The organism is Streptococcus parasanguinis (assembly GCF_019929185.1).
Lineage (GTDB): Bacteria > Bacillota > Bacilli > Lactobacillales > Streptococcaceae > Streptococcus > Streptococcus parasanguinis_O.
This window is the reverse complement of the sequence record NZ_JAHZPC010000007.1, coordinates 1-15,729: the sequence shown is the minus strand read 5'-3', so window position 1 is coordinate 15,729 and position 15,729 is coordinate 1. Positions and strand designations below refer to the sequence as shown.

The window sequence follows — 15,729 nt, the reverse complement described above, 5'->3', positions numbered from 1 at the left end:
AAGACTCCTAAAGTTTCGTAATGATATGGTCAATCAATTGACGGTAGCAAACGGTTTTTCCTTCTTTGTGATCCTTGATAATTTGTAGAATCGTTCGAACAGATTCGCGTCCGAGTTCCACTGCATTGATGTCAATATAGGCTTCAATATCGAGTCGTGGCTTAATCGAATCAAAGGAAATAATCGGGATTGTCAGCTGGTGTTCTAATAGGTATTGGCGCACCCCTTCAGCAACGAGAATATCGGTTGTCATGATGGCATCTAACTCTGCTAGGGGAAGGCTCTCCATCATTTGATAAGAATTGTCTTCCAACATAAAACCAAATGAGAAATGAACCAGTTTTTCATCGAGAGGAATCCCTGCTTTTTGGAGGGCTTCTTTATAACCTTCGTAGCGGTCTTGAGATACGAACAGTTCTTTGTTTCCCCCGATAAAAGCAATTTTTCGGTAGTTTTGTTGAATGAAATAATCCGTCGCATCAAATGCAGCCTTGATATTATCATTATCCACTAGTGATACAAAAGGTGAAGCTGCCTTTCCGAGAATGAGGAAGGGGAACTTGTCTTTGATCGCAAATTCAACGAGGGGATCATTCGGGTTGGAATAAAGGAAAATCAAACCATCTACACGATTTCCGTAGATGAGTTGTTTGAGGTTGTCGAGCCGCCGTTCTTCATTTTGCCCCGTACAGATTTGGATGGCATAATCATTGTCTGACGCGATCTGGGTAATTCCTCTTAAAACAGTTGGGAAGAAAGGATTCTGGTAGAAAACGTCACTATCGATTGGAAGAACCAAAGCAATGACTTGACTAGATTGGCTGACAAGGCTGCGAGCATTAAGATTGGGATGGTAATCCAACTCGACCATGGCCTCACGGACTCGTTTTTTTGTTTCATCACTAATCGTGGATTTATTTTGGATGACGCGCGTGACAGTTGAAGGCGCGACGCCAGCGAGTTTCGCCACATCTTTGATGGTAACACGCATGAGAAAACCTCCTAGCGGTGATAGTCTGGATCACGGAAGTGGGTCTTATAAAACACCATAGCAAGATAGAGTACAAATAAGACATTTTGGATCATGATCGTCGTAGTAAATACTTGATGGAATAGTAAACTGATGAAGACACTCAGTAAAATAGGGAGTCCCAAGCAATTCAGAATACAATTGAAACATTCCTTGAAAGTTTGTAGTGAAAAGAGTCGAGATTTTCGTGTCAAGTAGAGGAAGAAAGATGCCCCTACGATGAGAATCAAATAATTGACTGTCGATAAGAAGCCAGAGAAAATCACGAGAAAGAGACTGACAGGGAGTCGATTGTCGCGAAACCAATCGCTAGAGATAGCTTGAGTGAAGCTTTTTTTATCCCGAAGGCTCTCTTGATTAATAGCCTGGTATGAGACTGTAGCGAGTTCTTTATTCTCTTTTGAGATAATCAATTGTTTGCGATCAAAATGGAGTGTTAACTCCTTGCCTTCACTAGCCTTTGCCTCTTGGCCTAAGATAACCTGTCCTTTTGAAGTCTTGTGTACAGGGTTAGTCCCTGTATAGGTGAGCTCTTGGTCTTTGATCACGACGTGTTCTTGGATATCTTTCATAACGTCTGTTGATAAAGGATCAAACACATCGCTGACAAAGGTTGTCAAAGGATAGGTTTTGAGTTGAGCATTTTGCAGAGCCACAGGTAATAGTGTGATAGAGATTAGAAAGAAAGAAGTAAAAATCATTTGGAACCAGCTCAGTTTTTTGCGGTTTGCAAAAGAAGAGCGGAAATGGAAGATACTTGCAAAATAATTAAAAGGATAGGGCATAAGATGACCTTTCTAAACATAAGAGTATCAGAAATGCAAAGAGAAATCTCTTTGATTGATTTTATTCTTAACGAAGGGTAGTAAAGCATCCACCATACTACCCTTAACTTAAAAATAAAATGTGCTTGAAATAAGATTCTATTTTATCCTTTATCTCCACCAGCTGTCAAGCCTGAAACAAAGTTCTTTTGTAGGAAGAAGAATAAGGTACAGATTGGAACCGCGATCAAAATAGCACCGGCTGCAAAGAAGGCGATTTTTTGATTTTTTTGGTCACTGATAAAGGTTTGAAGACCAACGGCTACCGTATAGTTCACTTCGTCACGAAGCAAGAATTTAGACAAGATATAGTCTCCGAAAGGCCCCATGAAAGCCCAAAGCGCTTGAACAGCAATCATTGGACGAACAAGAGGAAGGACGATTTGCCAGAAGCGACGGAAGTGTCCAGCTCCATCCAATTTCGCAGATTCATCGAGGGAAATTGGAACAGTATCGAAGTATCCCTTCATCAACCAGGCATTCATTGGAATACCACCACCAACATAAAGGAAGATCAAGAACCAAGGTTGGTTCAAGGCATTCAGCATCAAAGCCATAACGAAGAAGGCTGTGAGGGCTGCCATGGTTGGGACCATTTGAATAATCAAGAAGAAGACCAAACTTTGTTTACGCGCCAAGAAATTGTAACGGCTGTATGCGTAACCTGCGAAGGTAACGATACTTGTTTGTACAATCATGGTGATAATGGCGATAACCAAGGTGTTCATATACCAAGTGCCATAATGAGTTTCAGAGAAAAGTTTTGAGAAGTTATCAAAACTAAGATTGCCACTAAAATCAAGTGTAAAGGCACTGACATTCCCTGATTTGAAGGCTGATAGAACCGTAATCAACAATGGATAAATGATAACGATTGAAAGAACCACCATGTACAGGTATGTCAAGAAATGATTGAGGCGGCGTTTAAATTGAACTGAATTTTTCATTTTATACATCCTCCATATCAAATGCATGTAGTTTCTTGAAGGCAACCATAGAGATTGAGATCACAATCACAGAGATAATCAAGGTTACCGCTGCGGCCATTGAATATTGAGGAGAAGAATTGGTTGTCAACTTGTAGATCCATGAGATCAAGATATCTGTAGATCCGGCGTTTCCTCCGACAGAACCAGGTCCCCCATCGTTAAACAAGTAAATGATGGAGAAGTTATTAAAGTTGAAGGTGTACTGACTGATCAAAGTTGGAGCTGCAACAGCCATAATCATTGGGAAAGTGATGCTGCGGAATTTTTGCCAACCGTTGGCACCATCAATATAAGCAGCTTCGTAAAGATCGTTTGGAATAGATTGAAGAATCCCTAAAGTCAAGACGTAGATGTAAGGGAAGCCGAGCCAACCTTGCATCATAATCAAAGCAATTTTTGTCCAGGTAGGATCTGTTTTCCAAGGAATCAAAATGCCATCTAAGAATGGGAAGATCTTCGCAAACAATGGGATAACTTGTGCATTGATAGCACCGACACTATCGTTAAACATATTTGAGAAAGTTAGGATAGTGATGAAGGCTGGAACAGCCCAAGGAAGCAAGAAGATAACCCCAAAGATTCGTTTTCCTTTTACGAATGGTTGGTTTGCAACAATAGCGGTCAAGATACCGAGTACGATTTGAAGAGTAGAAGCTGCGAGTGCCCAAATCAAGGTCCAGCCAAGAACCGATGTAAAGGCTGAGCGGAAGGTACTCAAGGTCCACATATTAGTGAAGTTTTGGAACCCGATCCAATCAAGCAAGGTTGTTGGAGCGGTATGTTTGAAGTCGTAGTTGGTAAAGGCGATCATCAAAGTTACTAAAACTGGGAAGATAATCGCAAATGTCATAGCAATGTATGAAGGAATAATCAATAAATATGGGAAGCCATTTTCATAGATGGCTTGAACCATTTCTTTCAAGGTTTTTGGAACGGCAATCCCGTTGTTGATGCGTTTAGCAACTGTTCCAGCATCCTTAATATTTAAGGCATAAAATAGGAAGTAAACAACAGTGATGATCAAGTGGAAGGCGCCACGAATCAAGATAAAGAGAGAATTATCTTGTCCACGGACGGTTCCAAGTGTAACCAATTTCGCTAATTCTCCAGCTCCAATTCCTAGGAAATAGGCGAGAAAGAGAATGGTTACGGCAAGAAAAATATAGCCTTTGGTTTTTTGTTTGTTATAAATTTGCCCAAGACCCGGGATCAAAGAGAGCCACATAGCCTTTTTAGGGTTTTGTTCTGTAGTCATTCAAATCTCCTTATAATGTCCTTGCTAGAGAGCAAGAAGACAAGTCAGACAGTAAGTTGTGCTTGAAAATTGAACATAAGAGGTTGGGACTTTGTCTCCAACCTCTTACTCACACCTAAAAACTGTCTTATTTGCTACCGAATTTTTGTTCGATGGTTTCTTTAATCAATTTCACTGCATCGTCAGCAGATGCTTTTGCAGATTTTTTACCACTTACAGCATCGAAAAGCATAGTAGCAGCTGGATCCCAAACAGCACTCATTTCTGAGATATTTGGCATTGGTTGAGCATTCTTGAATTGATCAACAACGGCAGTTGTCAATTCATCGTTTTTGCTAACCGCATATTTACGAGCTTCTGTGTTGGCAGGAACTTCATTGGTCTTGTCAAACAAAGCTTTTTGTTGGTCAGTACTTGTCAAGAAGTCAATGAATTTTTGAGCGCCATCAAGGTTTTTCGCACCTGCAGGGATAACCCAAGCTTTACCACCACCAAAGGCAGAGTATTGTTTTCCGTTTGGAAGAGTTGGAATCGTTGCGACACCGTAGTTTACTTTAGCTTCTTTCAATGAAGCAGCTTTCCAAGGACCATCGATGATAGCAGCTGTTTTACCTTCTTGGAATTGTGTTTGGATGAAGTTAGCAGCAGCTTTTGTATCTTGCAAACCTTTTGGCCATTTAGCATACCAAGTTTTTGCATATTCGATACCATCGATAGAACCTTGGTTGTTCAATCCAATATCTTTAGGATCTGTACCGTCTTTACCAAACACATAACCGCCGTTACCTGAAAGTAAACCGTAAGTGTAGTAGAAGTTTGTCCAGTCAGCTAAGAAGGCAGTTGTTTTACCAGGTTCGCTAGCGAAGTCGTACTTGCTATCTTTTGCAAGATTTTCAAGATCACCAAATGTTTTTGGAGCTTCGCTTACAAGATCTTTGTTATAGTAGAGAACCAATGTTTCGATGACAGCAGGTGCACCGTAAACTTTACCACCGTTTGTTACAAGAGCTTCAGTTGTTTTATCTGTATGGCTATCTTTGTTTAATGTCACTTCAGCCAATTGACCATCGCTACCAAGACCACCTACACGGTCGTATGGTGCCATCATAACGTCTGGAGCTTTTTTAGATTGGTTATCAAGAGAAAGGTTATCCAATCCACCAAGAGCATCACCAGTCTTGATGTTAATTTTTACGCCATTTTCTTTTTCAAAAGCTTTTGCAGCTTCTTCAACATAAGATTTGTAGCCTTTGTCTACATAGACGTTGATTTCTTTACTTGCCTCAGAAGAACCTGATGAGTTATTGCTACAAGCAGCAAGTAAGAAGCCGGCAAAACCAACTGTACCAAGTACAGCAGCACTACGTAAAATTGTACGTTTCATGATTTATTCCTCCTAAAGAATAAAAAAAGATAATAATTAGAAACCGTTTTAGACAAACGTTTTCCTAAAACGACTTAAGTATATCACAAGGCGAAAACGTTTGCAAGTGATTTTGAGAAAATTTTTTAAAAATATTTTAATTCCGAACTTTCTTCTATAAAATACATTAAATTTGTTGACATTAGGCAAAGGAAAGAATACACTAGGGGGGTGAGGACATTCTGAAAAAAGTTAAAAAGTTTTTAAGAAACCCCTTGCAGAAAATATGGAAAAAGTTTATAATGACATGGTACGCAAACGTTTTCGCAAAAATTGCGTAAACTGAGTTGCGCCTGTTCGATTTTAACAAAGAGTAGAGCCGCTTGAGAGCTGGATACGACTCTGCAACGATACCCATACCGTGCACCGAATCGCAGGCTTCAAAGAAATAAAAAGAGGTGGTAACCCATGAAAAAACGTCAAAGTGGTGTTTTGATGCACATTTCTTCCCTTCCTGGACAATACGGAATCGGATCATTCGGACAATCAGCATATGATTTTGTTGATTTCCTCGTTCGGACCAAGCAACGTTACTGGCAAATCTTGCCGCTTGGTACAACCAGTTATGGAGATTCTCCATACCAATCTTTCTCAGCTTTTGCTGGGAACACTCATTTTATTGATTTCGATCTTTTGATCGAACAAGGTTTGTTGACAGAAGCAGACCTTAAAGGAGTGGACTTTGGTCAAGATCCTACTCAAGTGGATTATGCAAAGGTTTTCGAACAACGTCGTCCCTTGCTTGAAAAAGCAGTTGCGAATTTCTTAAAATCAAGTGATCAAAAAGAATTCCAAGAATTTTGTGAAGCCAATGCTTCTTGGTTGGAGCTCTTCACAGAATACATGGCTATTAAAGAACACTTTGATTTGAAAGCTTGGACAGAGTGGCCAGATGCAGCTATTCGTGCGCGTGAGCCAAAAGCTTTGGCTAAATACCGTGAAGAATTGGCTGATAAATTGACTTACCATCGTGTGACTCAATTCTTCTTCTTCCAACAATGGTTGGCCTTGAAAGCTTATGCTAACGACCACCACATTGAAATTGTGGGAGATATGCCAATCTATGTAGCAGAAGATTCAAGCGACATGTGGGCTAATCCTCATCTCTTCAAAACAGATGAAAACGGAAAAGCAACTTGCATTGCAGGATGCCCGCCAGATGAGTTCTCAGCAACTGGTCAACTTTGGGGGAACCCAATCTATGACTGGGAAGCAATGGACAAAGATGGCTACCAATGGTGGATTGAACGCTTGCGTGAAAGCTTCAAGATCTATGACATCGTTCGGATCGACCACTTCCGTGGTTTCGAATCATACTGGGAAATCCCTGCTGGTTCTGAAACTGCAGCACCAGGTAAATGGGTCAAAGGTCCTGGCTACAAACTCTTTGCAGCCGTGAAGGAAGAGCTCGGTGATTTGAACATCATCGCTGAGGACCTTGGCTTTATGACGGATGAAGTCATTGAGCTTCGCGAACGTACTGGCTTCCCAGGAATGAAGATTCTTCAATTCGCCTTCAATCCTGACGATGAAAGTATCGATAGCCCTCACTTGGCACCAAACAACTCTGTGATGTACACTGGAACACATGATAACAACACAGTTCTTGGATGGTACCGCAATGAAATCGACGATCCAACTCGTGAGTACCTTGCTCGTTATACCAACCGGAAAGAGTATGAATCTGTTCCACATGCTATGCTTCGTACCGTCTTTGCTTCCGTCAGCTTCATGGCGATTGCTACGATGCAAGACTTGCTTGAGTTGGATGGTTCAGCTCGGATGAACTTCCCATCAACTCTTGGTGGTAACTGGTCATGGCGGATGACAGCGGATCAATTGACTCCAGCTGTCGAGCAAGAATTGCTTGATTTCACTACGATCTATCGTCGTGAAAACAAAGATTTGAAAAAAGAAGTTAAGAAAGCAGAAAAATAATCTTTCCCTATTAAAATTGTTGAAACAAAGGAGACTTTAAAACATGGAATCATTACAAAAATATGTGATTGATCATCACCAAAAAACAATTGCAGAATGTTCAAATGAAGAATTGTACATTGCCTTGCTAAATTACACCAAGCAAGCAAGTGCCCAAAAGAAATTAAATACTGGTAAGAAAAAAGTTTACTATATCTCAGCTGAGTTCTTGATTGGTAAACTCTTGTCTAACAACTTGATCAACTTGGGTCTTTACGACGATGTTAAAAAAGAATTGTCAGATGCTGGTAAAGACTTGATCGAAGTAGAAGAAGTGGAATTGGAACCATCACTTGGTAACGGTGGTTTGGGACGTTTGGCAGCCTGCTTTATCGACTCTATCTCAAGCCTTGGTTTGACAGGGGATGGGGTTGGTTTGAACTACCACTTTGGTTTGTTCCAACAAGTATTTAAAAACAACCAACAAGAAACAATTCCAAACGCATGGTTGACTGACCAAAGCTGGCTCGTTCGTTCAAGTCGTAGCTACAAAGTGCCATTTGCACACTTCACATTGACTTCTACCCTTTATGATATCGACGTCCCTGGTTACAAGATTGATACCAAGAACCGTTTGCGTTTGTTCGACTTGGATTCAGTTGATTCATCTATTATTGAAGATGGTATTAACTTTGACAAGACAGATATCGCTCGCAACTTGACCCTCTTCTTGTACCCAGATGATAGTAACCGTCAAGGGGAATTGCTCCGTATCTTCCAACAATACTTCATGGTATCAAATGGTGCACAATTGATCATCGACGAAGCCATCGAAAAAGGAAGCAACTTGCATGACCTTGCTGACTATGCTGTTGTACAAATCAACGATACTCACCCATCAATGGTCATCCCTGAATTGATCCGTCTTTTGACAGAACGTGGTATTGGAATGGATGAAGCCATCTCTATCGTTCGTAGCATGACGGCTTACACTAACCATACAATCCTTGCGGAAGCCCTTGAAAAATGGCCACTTGAATTCTTGCAAGAAGTGGTTCCTCACTTGGTACCAATCATTGAAGAATTGGACCGCCGTGTTCGCGCTGAATACAAAGATCCAGCTGTTCAAATCATTGATGAGAATGATCGCGTACACATGGCCCACATGGATATCCACTACGGATACAGTGTAAACGGGGTTGCAGCTCTCCATACAGAAATCTTGAAGAATTCTGAGTTGAAAGCCTTCTACGACATTTACCCTGAAAAATTCAACAACAAAACAAACGGTATCACATTCCGTCGTTGGCTCATGCATGCTAACCCAACCTTGTCACACTACTTGGATGATATCCTCGGACGTGACTGGCACCATGACGCATCTAAATTGGAAGACCTTCTTTCTTATGAAGATAAAGATGCAGTCAAAGCCAAATTGGAAAACATCAAGTCTCACAACAAACGCAAATTGGCTCGTTTCTTGAAAGACCATCAAGGTGTGGAAATCAATCCAAATTCTATCTTTGATACCCAAATCAAACGTCTTCACGAATACAAACGTCAACAAATGAACGCTTTGTATGTGATCCACAAATACTTGGACATCAAAGCTGGAAATATCCCTGCTCGTCCAATCACTGTTCTCTTTGGTGGTAAAGCAGCTCCTGCCTACACCATTGCACAAGATATCATCCACTTGATCCTATGCTTGTCTGAAGTGATTGCAAACGATCCAGCGGTAGCTCCACACTTGCAAGTTGTTATGGTAGAAAACTACAACGTAACTGCTGCAAGCTACTTGATCCCAGCTAGCGATATTTCTGAGCAAATCTCCCTTGCTTCTAAGGAAGCTTCAGGTACTGGTAATATGAAATTCATGTTGAATGGTGCGTTGACACTTGGTACTATGGATGGAGCAAACGTGGAAATCGCTGAATTGGTTGGACGTGACAACATCTACATCTTCGGTGAAGATTCAGAAACTGTAATCGATCTATATGAGAAATCAGCATACAAATCAGCGGACTTCTATGAACGTGAAGCTATCAAACCATTGGTGGACTTCATTATCAGCGATGCCGTTCTTGCTGTTGGGGACAAAGAACGCTTGACTCGTCTTCACAATGAATTGATCAACAAAGACTGGTTCATGACTCTTCTTGACTTGGAAGACTACATTGTCACCAAAGAACGCATGTTGGCTGACTACGAAGACCGTGATGCATGGTTGGATCAAGTCATCGTTAACATTGCTAAAGCAGGATTCTTCTCATCTGACCGTACGATCGCTCAGTATAACGAAGACATCTGGCACTTAAACTAATCACTAGTTATTAGACCAAGGTTCTTAGGACCCTGGTCTTTTTTTATAGAATTGGGGGAGGAAATTGGAAAGGACTAGAGATTGGGAGGAGCGTAGCTACAGATGGTGCATGAGTGTGGGAGGAGATTTTCTTTCAATTTGCCCTTGATTTTCATGTTGCTTTCTGAAATAAAGTGAAGGAGACATCGAAAAAGAAAAAACGATGTGCCCGTTTTTCGAAATAAAAGGGAATAACCGTCCCCAAAAAATAGCTCTAACTAAGGTTTAGGTAAGGGGTTTCAAGCAATGGCTGATTCCTTAAAATTTGTTGTTTTTTTGAATTTTACGGACCTAAAAAGGGAAAATGTTACATAATTTTTTGTTTTGTAGGTCAAATCTAATCTATTAGTATAAAAAAATACTTCCCCTTAAAAAGTCTTCCGGTGAAATTTATAAAAAGAGAAAGCGGCCTGAAAACCTTTGAAAATAAAGGTTTTTTCAAGTCTGTTTACATATATTTTCAACTAAAAGATGAAGAAGAACTTGAAAGTTTGGCGTTTCAAGTTGTTATATCTTTAAAGTAAAATAAAAAATTAAATCAACAAATATTTTAAAATGGTTGATTGTGATACAATAGATTTAACTGAAAGTAGCATATTTTTGCCTCTACAGTGAGATTTTTTTAAACATAAAAAGGAGAGTTTTGAAAATGAAAAGCTATCGTGAACATGTTTCGAAGCAGGAAAAATTTTCAATTCGTAAGTTATCAGTCGGTGTTGTTTCATTAGCCATCGCTGGATTGGCTACTGTTAATACCTACGGAGCAGAAGTGAAAGCAGATGAGACAACAGCGCCTGCAACTGAAGCAACTACTACGGATACAGCAACAAGCGATGCAGCTGTTGCAACAAGTTCTAAGTTGACATCTACAAGTGTTACAGAAGGAAATAAAACAGTTACGACTACTTATGTAGAATCACCAGAACTTGAGAAAGCAAAAGCAGATGCAGCTACAGAAGGTGTGACCGTTACAGAAGAGGCTGAAAAAATCCAACCATCTATCGCAGCAGCAGAAGCAGATAACAAAGCTCAAACAGCTGAAATCAATACAGTCGTTGAAAACTACAAAAAGGCCAAAGCTGAGTATGAAGCAAAATTAGCTAAACAAAAGCAAGTAGAAGCTGAAAATGCTAAAGCAAAGGCTGACTACGATCAAGCTAATACTGAATACCAGAATGATTTATTGGCATATCAGGCTCAAAAAGCTGAATATGAAAAAGCAAAAGCTTCTTACGCAGAATCCCAAAAAGCATATGAAGAAGCTTTAGCAGCATATAAAGCAGCTTCTACTTCAACTTCAAGTAAAGACTCTGATTCCTATAAACTAGTTAAGGAGCAATACGAAGCTGCAAAAGCAACTTATGAAACTAGTAAAGCTAAATATGAAACAGATGCAGCAAAATATGCTGATAATGAGTTGAGTTTTACCGATGCAACAGCATCGTACAATACTGCAAAAACTTCTTACGATGCCGCTCTTGCTCAGTATAATGTAGCTAAAGCTCAATATGATAAGGAATTAGAATCATACGAATCTAAAAAAGCAGAGTTTGAAAAAAATAAACTTGCTCAAGCAGCTGCTGAGAATAAATTCGATCAACAAACTAAAGAATATACTGCAGCTGAAAAACAATACCAACAAGATCTAGCAGCATATAATGAAGCTAAGACAGCATACGATACTGCTCTAGTGGCTTATAATGTTGCAACATCTACTGGTGGGACAGATTCGGCGGAATATGCTGCGCTGAAAGCTAAATATGAAGCAGAGAAATCAGCATATGAAACTGCAAAAGCAAAATATGATGTAGATGCTGAAAATTATAATGATAAGAAAACATCATATGAAACAGCCAAGGCTAGTTATGATTCAACTAAAACAGCATACGATGTAGCAAAATCAAGTTATGATATTGCAAAAACACAGTATGATTCAGAAATGGCGAAATATAACAAAGCTACTGAAGAATATAATAAGGCGGTATCAGATTATCAAAAAGCACAAGAACAGTATGCAAAAGATAAATTAGAATATGATACGGCTGCAACTTCTTATGCTAAAGCTAAAACTGAATACGATACAGTAGTAAACAAATTTAACAAATTCGAAAAAGAAATTAAAGCAATCTACAAAAATGCAACAGTTAATATTGTAGAAAGTAATACGATTGAAGAAGATGAAGAAAAAGAAGTAGAAAAAGACAAAGACGGAAAACCTACTAAGGAACTTACAAAAAAAGCAAAAGATTTAACAGCTGCAAAAAATTTATATAAAAATACTAAATCTCAGTATGAGGAAGATAAGAAAGCATTTGAGGAAGCAAAAGCTAAGTACGCTTCAAACGAAATTGAGTTTGTGGCTGTAAAAGCAGCTTATGATAAAGCAAAATCAAGTTATGATGCTGTGAATGAACAATATGCAAAACTTTATCAAGCTAAACTTGCAAGTTTAGAAACAGCTTTGGCTCAATACAAAGATGCTAAAGAAGCGTATGAAAAATATATGAATGACAATGGTTTCCAAGAACTGAAAGATGTTGAAACTGCTCAAGATTTGACCTTCCAACGTGAAGACGGTGCAACTCATACTATCGACGGCATCAGTACTTACCTCACTCGTGAAGCTCAAGAACGCTTGAATAAAAGCAATGTGCATCAGTATGATTCCAATGAATTGACAGCTTCAGATATTGTAGCGACTAGTCCTTGGGAGAATAATAAAACTGAGTACATTCAAGTTAAAGAAGGCGACAAATTTGTCGTTACTTATGATAACTTGAATCAGTCCAGTATGCGTGAAAATACGGATATGCATCCAATTAAGCGCGTGATTTACCGCTATGAGATTTTGAGTCTCCCATCAAAGGATGGGAAGGGAATTGCAGCAGTAAGTAATGACCCAACTGTAACACTAACAGTCGGTGCTTCAACAGATGATCAAGACAAACCTGTTAAGGTTGCTGTTGATGTTGAATTTTATGACGGTAATGGCAATAAGTTTGATTTGACCCAACACAATGCGATTGTAGCGTTGAACTCCCTCAACCACTGGACAGGTGCTTCATATGTAGATAGTGGGGATAAACCTCGTACCCTTACAGTAGAAGCTAAAGACAAAAATGGGAATACCGTTCGTGGAACTTGGAACCCATATGCAGATGGTTCATCAATGAGCATTGAAAACAATGCGGTTGTTGTTAAAAATGGAAAAGCAGACTTTGGTACGGCTGATGTGACAATCTCTGCTGAAAATCCAATCAAGATTGTGGCACAAAAAGCAACATGGAATGGCAGCGAATTCGCAGTTAGTGAAGAAACTGTGATTGATGCAACATCTGTTAATACTTCGGGTGGAGGAAATGGTCATTCTATTGGTACAGAAGAATTTACTTTTGAAGGTAAGGATGATGTTCTTGGCTCATACAAAGTAGATGCCACTACAGGTCAAATTACTTTCACGCCTAAGAAGAAATTTGAAAATGTGGAGCACCAAGAGTCTGTAAATATTGGAAATAATAAATACATTAAAATTCCAAACTCAAGTGTTTCTTATGATTCTGCTACTAAAGAGGTAACATCTGAAAGAGATAACCAATACGTTGAACATGGTGCCGTCTTTAATGGGGAATCTTCAGCGACTCTTCGTGGTTGGGATGATCCATCTTCTCCATACCTCTACTACGGTGGAGCAGGCTTGAAGATGTCTGATGGTCACCTAGTCTTTACTGCTAAAGGTGCTAATGCTGCTGGACAACCTACTGTTTATTGGTTCGCAATCAACTCAAATGTTGGTCTTCCAAAAAATCCAGGTTCATTTGTCATTCCGCCAGCCCCAGTTGCTCCAGTTGCTCCAGTAGAGCCAAAATTAAATGAAGAAAAACCAACATTGCCTACTCCATTGAATCCGGTATCTCCAGTGGCGCCAGTTAAACCGGTGAAGGAGGAAATTGAAAAAATTAAAGAACCGACTCCACCAACACCAGTCGCACCGGTTTCTCCAGTTTCTCCAATTGAACCAAAAGCCCCTGAGCAACCAAAATACAAAACAATCCCTAAAACTGAGGAACCTCAATCAGCTGAAGTGAAATGGCATAAGAATAAAGTGGTAACGGAAACAGATATTCCAACCCCACCAACACCAGTTCCTCCAACTCCACCAACTCCATACAACCCACCAACACCAATTGTTCCACCTACACCAATCGTTCCACCAACTCCAGAGGTTCCAACCGAACCAACTCCTGAAGTTCCGGAACAGCCTGTACAACCTGCGCAACCACAAACACCTGCGCTTCCAAATACAGGTACAGAAAGCTCAACTGCAGCTGTTCTTGCAGGTGCGATGGCTGGATTGCTTGGATTGGGTCTTGCACGCAAGAAAAAAGAAGATTAATTCTTGTTTCTTTCGTTCATTCATCTAAATAAAGAAAGTCAGAAGGCAAGTCCTTCTGGCTTTTTTGATGGAGTGATGACCAAATAGTTGAGAAATAGAACAGAATAGTTTTTGGATAAGGAGAGGAAATGGCTTTTATAGACCAAATCGTGTCGAAATGAAGCAGAATAGAAATGGATGACACAAGAAGAAGAGAATGAGGTATACTGGTGGTGTTCGAATGAAAGTTTATAGGACTCCGTTATATCTCTAATCATTCCAATGATACAGTTGCGATGGCTTTTCATCTTTTGCACACATTACTTTTCCAAATGAATTTCATTTGAACGTATCAGTGATCAGGCAAGTGCTTCCACGGTTTTGAGGCGCTTGCCTTTCTATCTGTATCGCGATATAATAGGGTGTAAGAAATGAAAAGGAGTTTGTATGAAAAAGAAACCTATCTATCTTTATATCCTGTTATTTTTCTCTACGGTTGGAACCCTGACTTCAGCTGTTTCAACCTTTGGAGCTTCAAAGAGTTTTGAGTTGACAGATGATTTTGCTAAACAACTTGGTTTAACAACGGCTCAAGACAAGGCTGACTATGTGACATATTATGAGAAATCAGCCCAACTCAATCAGTCTCCACTAACCTTTTTATTTGTTTCCCTGATTCTGATTGCTTTGCTGGCAACTTTCTATTTTCTCTTTATGAAGCAGGATCTGTTAACAGCTCATTATACTTATATGGGACAGATTTTGTTAAGTCAAGCCTTCTCTTGCTATAATTATTTTGCAGGGCGTCCACTATTAGCTAGTTTTTCAAACTCAGCGCTTCGCCAACGATATCTGGCATCTTCGTCCATTGCTTTGTTACTCTTGACTGCTTTATCCCTTCTCTTCCTTGGAATTGTTTTGTATAAAACCTTGCGTTTGAGAAAAGCTCAAGCTAGGGCATAATAGATAAGTTTAAAGGGAGCTCTCTTAGAGGATAAGAGAGCTTCTTGATTGGAGAAAAAAGATGAAAGTATCCTTTGTTTATATTAGTCTGAGTGGAAATACAGAGAGTTTTGTCCGTCGCTTAAGTGACTATTTGCTGGAAGCTCATCCCGGACTTGAAATCGAGAAAGTGCATGTGAAAGACCTGGTCAAAGAGGGCCAGCCCTTCTTTGAAATGACCAACCCTTTTATCACTTTTTTGCCAACCTATTTGGAGGGTGGAAATGGTGTTGACAATGGCGATGTGGAAATTTTGACGACAGATGTCGCGGATTTTATTGCTTATGGAGACAATGCCAGTAAGTGCTTAGGAGTGGTTGGATCAGGCAATCGGAATTTTAACAATCAATATTGTTTAACCGCTAAGCAATACAGCCAACGCTTTGGTTTCCCTATGTTAGCCGATTTTGAAATGCGGGGGATGTTGGGAGATATTAAAAAAGTAGCCGCTATTGTAGAAGATTTGTATCATCTTTAAAATAAAGAGAGTGGGACAGAAATCGGTAATTCGTTAGAATTCGATTTCGTCGTCCCACCTCCGCACAGTTGAGTAGG

At 39.8% G+C, this 15,729-nt stretch carries 10 protein-coding genes; 5 read left to right on the top strand and 5 right to left on the bottom strand.

Going from position 1 to position 15,729, the window contains the following annotated elements; all coding sequences use genetic code 11:
- Positions 1–7 precede the first annotated feature (7 nt).
- The 5 genes from K1I56_RS05685 to K1I56_RS05665 form a co-directional block, all read right to left on the bottom strand.
- The gene (locus tag K1I56_RS05685; RefSeq protein WP_223325496.1) at positions 8–991 is read right to left on the bottom strand and encodes a LacI family DNA-binding transcriptional regulator; all 984 of its coding nucleotides are present in this window, start codon (positions 989–991) and stop codon (positions 8–10) included.
- An 11-nt stretch (positions 992–1,002) separates the two neighbouring features.
- Positions 1,003–1,815 carry a DUF1189 family protein gene (locus tag K1I56_RS05680; protein WP_223325495.1) on the bottom strand — a complete coding sequence of 271 codons (813 nt, stop codon included), beginning with the start codon at positions 1,813–1,815 and terminating at the stop codon, positions 1,003–1,005.
- Positions 1,816–1,958: 143 nt separating this feature from the next.
- Positions 1,959–2,801: a sugar ABC transporter permease gene (locus K1I56_RS05675; RefSeq protein ID WP_031574714.1), complete on the bottom strand. Its 843-nt coding sequence runs from the start codon at positions 2,799–2,801 to the stop codon at positions 1,959–1,961.
- A gap of 1 nt (position 2,802) precedes the next feature.
- Positions 2,803–4,098 (bottom strand): sugar ABC transporter permease, encoded by a 1,296-nt coding sequence (locus K1I56_RS05670; RefSeq protein WP_223325494.1) that lies wholly within the window; start codon positions 4,096–4,098, stop codon positions 2,803–2,805.
- Between the two features lie 127 nt (positions 4,099–4,225).
- Positions 4,226–5,482 carry an extracellular solute-binding protein gene (locus tag K1I56_RS05665; protein WP_023919928.1) on the bottom strand — a complete coding sequence of 419 codons (1,257 nt, stop codon included), beginning with the start codon at positions 5,480–5,482 and terminating at the stop codon, positions 4,226–4,228.
- Positions 5,483–5,929: 447 nt separating this feature from the next.
- On the opposite strand from K1I56_RS05665, the gene malQ reads away from it, so the two are divergent.
- From malQ to nrdI, 5 genes are all read left to right on the top strand, one after another.
- Entirely contained in the window at positions 5,930–7,459 is a 1,530-nt protein-coding gene (malQ, locus tag K1I56_RS05660; RefSeq protein WP_223325493.1) for a 4-alpha-glucanotransferase, read from the top strand.
- Between the two features lie 43 nt (positions 7,460–7,502).
- Positions 7,503–9,761: a glycogen/starch/alpha-glucan family phosphorylase gene (glgP, locus tag K1I56_RS05655; protein ID WP_223325492.1), complete on the top strand. Its 2,259-nt coding sequence runs from the start codon at positions 7,503–7,505 to the stop codon at positions 9,759–9,761.
- A 688-nt stretch (positions 9,762–10,449) separates the two neighbouring features.
- Positions 10,450–14,193: a GbpC/Spa domain-containing protein gene (locus K1I56_RS05650; protein ID WP_223325491.1), complete on the top strand. Its 3,744-nt coding sequence runs from the start codon at positions 10,450–10,452 to the stop codon at positions 14,191–14,193.
- A gap of 426 nt (positions 14,194–14,619) precedes the next feature.
- Positions 14,620–15,135 (top strand): ABC transporter permease, encoded by a 516-nt coding sequence (locus tag K1I56_RS05645; protein WP_024055259.1) that lies wholly within the window; start codon positions 14,620–14,622, stop codon positions 15,133–15,135.
- A gap of 61 nt (positions 15,136–15,196) precedes the next feature.
- Positions 15,197–15,652, top strand: coding sequence for a class Ib ribonucleoside-diphosphate reductase assembly flavoprotein NrdI (gene nrdI / locus K1I56_RS05640; protein ID WP_045760033.1), 456 nt, complete (start codon positions 15,197–15,199; stop codon positions 15,650–15,652).
- Positions 15,653–15,729: the final 77 nt, after the last annotated feature.

Coding starts and splice junctions, on each gene's coding strand:
- K1I56_RS05665 (WP_023919928.1), bottom strand. CDS start 5,482: ATGAAACGTACAATTTTACGTAGTGCTGCTGTACTTGGTACAGTTGGT.
- K1I56_RS05650 (WP_223325491.1), top strand. CDS start 10,450: ATGAAAAGCTATCGTGAACATGTTTCGAAGCAGGAAAAATTTTCAATT.
- glgP (WP_223325492.1), top strand. CDS start 7,503: ATGGAATCATTACAAAAATATGTGATTGATCATCACCAAAAAACAATT.
- K1I56_RS05670 (WP_223325494.1), bottom strand. CDS start 4,098: ATGACTACAGAACAAAACCCTAAAAAGGCTATGTGGCTCTCTTTGATC.
- K1I56_RS05645 (WP_024055259.1), top strand. CDS start 14,620: ATGAAAAAGAAACCTATCTATCTTTATATCCTGTTATTTTTCTCTACG.
- nrdI (WP_045760033.1), top strand. CDS start 15,197: ATGAAAGTATCCTTTGTTTATATTAGTCTGAGTGGAAATACAGAGAGT.
- K1I56_RS05685 (WP_223325496.1), bottom strand. CDS start 991: ATGCGTGTTACCATCAAAGATGTGGCGAAACTCGCTGGCGTCGCGCCT.
- K1I56_RS05675 (WP_031574714.1), bottom strand. CDS start 2,801: ATGAAAAATTCAGTTCAATTTAAACGCCGCCTCAATCATTTCTTGACA.
- K1I56_RS05680 (WP_223325495.1), bottom strand. CDS start 1,815: ATGCCCTATCCTTTTAATTATTTTGCAAGTATCTTCCATTTCCGCTCT.
- malQ (WP_223325493.1), top strand. CDS start 5,930: ATGAAAAAACGTCAAAGTGGTGTTTTGATGCACATTTCTTCCCTTCCT.